Here is a 1062-nt window from a genome sequence, read left to right on the forward strand (position 1 = left end):
GAGCACGTTCTTGACGGGCGCGACCTGCTCGAGGAGCGTGCGGGCGGCCTTGGTCGACGGCAGTTCAGCCGCGACGAAGCCCTCCACAGCGGAGATGCGGCCACCGCGGGCGCGGTCCGAGAGCGAGCCGAGCAGAGCAGCGGCGATCATCTTCTTCGGGGTGCGCTGCGAGTAGTCACGCGGGGTCGGTCCGTGGACGACGCCACCGCCGGTGTGCTCCGGAGCACGGACGGAACCCTGACGGGCGCGGCCGGTGCCCTTCTGCTTGAACGGCTTGCGACCGGCACCGCGGACTTCGCCGCGGTTCTTGGTCTTGTGGGTGCCCTGACGCGCGGCTGCGAGCTGCGCGGTGACGACCTGGTGGATCAGCGGGACGTTGGTCTCGACGTCGAAGAGAGCTGCGGGGAGCTCGACGGTGCCGGACTTGGCACCCGATGCGTCGAGGACGTCGATCGTGGTTGCGGTCGTGGTGGCCATGATCACTTACCCTTCACGGCGGTGCGGACGAAGACGGAGCGGCCACGAGCACCGGGGACGGCGCCCTTGACGAGCAGCAGACCCTTCTCGGCGTCGACGGCGTGCACCGTGAGGTTGAGGACGGTCACGCGGTCGCCACCCATACGACCGGCCATGCGCATGCCCTTGAAGACACGCGACGGGGTCGAGGAAGCACCGATCGAGCCGGGCTTGCGGTGGTTGCGGTGCGCACCGTGCGAGGCGCCGACGCCGTGGAAGCCGTGGCGCTTCATGACACCGGCGAAGCCCTTGCCCTTGGAGGTACCGACGACGTCGACCTTCTGGCCCGCCGTGAACGTGCTGTCCACGGTGAGCTCCTGGCCGAGCGTGTACTCAGCGGAGTCGTTGGTACGGATCTCGGTGAGGGTGCGACGCGGGGTCACGCCAGCGGCCTCGAAGTGGCCAGCGGCCGGCTTGTTGACCTTGCGCGGGTCGATGGCACCGGCGGCGATCTGGATCGCCTCGTAGCCGTCGCGCTCAGCGTTGCGGATCTGGGTGACCACGTTCGGGCCGACCTCGATCACGGTGACGGGGATGAACTTGTTG

At 68.9% G+C, this 1062-nt stretch carries 2 protein-coding genes; both read right to left on the reverse strand.

Annotation, left to right across the window (positions count from 1 at the left end; genetic code table 11):
- Positions 1-477, reverse strand: a 477-nt coding sequence (gene rplD, locus BACI9J_RS22405; RefSeq protein ID WP_159736622.1) for a 50S ribosomal protein L4, incomplete at its 3' end; no start/stop codon positions are given.
- A 2-nt stretch (positions 478-479) separates the two neighbouring features.
- Positions 480-1062 (reverse strand): 50S ribosomal protein L3 (gene rplC, locus BACI9J_RS22410; protein ID WP_159736623.1); only part of this gene is annotated, 583 nt, incomplete at its 5' end.

This window comes from Arthrobacter sp. 9V, assembly GCF_902506065.1.
Classification (GTDB): Bacteria; Actinomycetota; Actinomycetes; order Actinomycetales; family Micrococcaceae; genus Arthrobacter.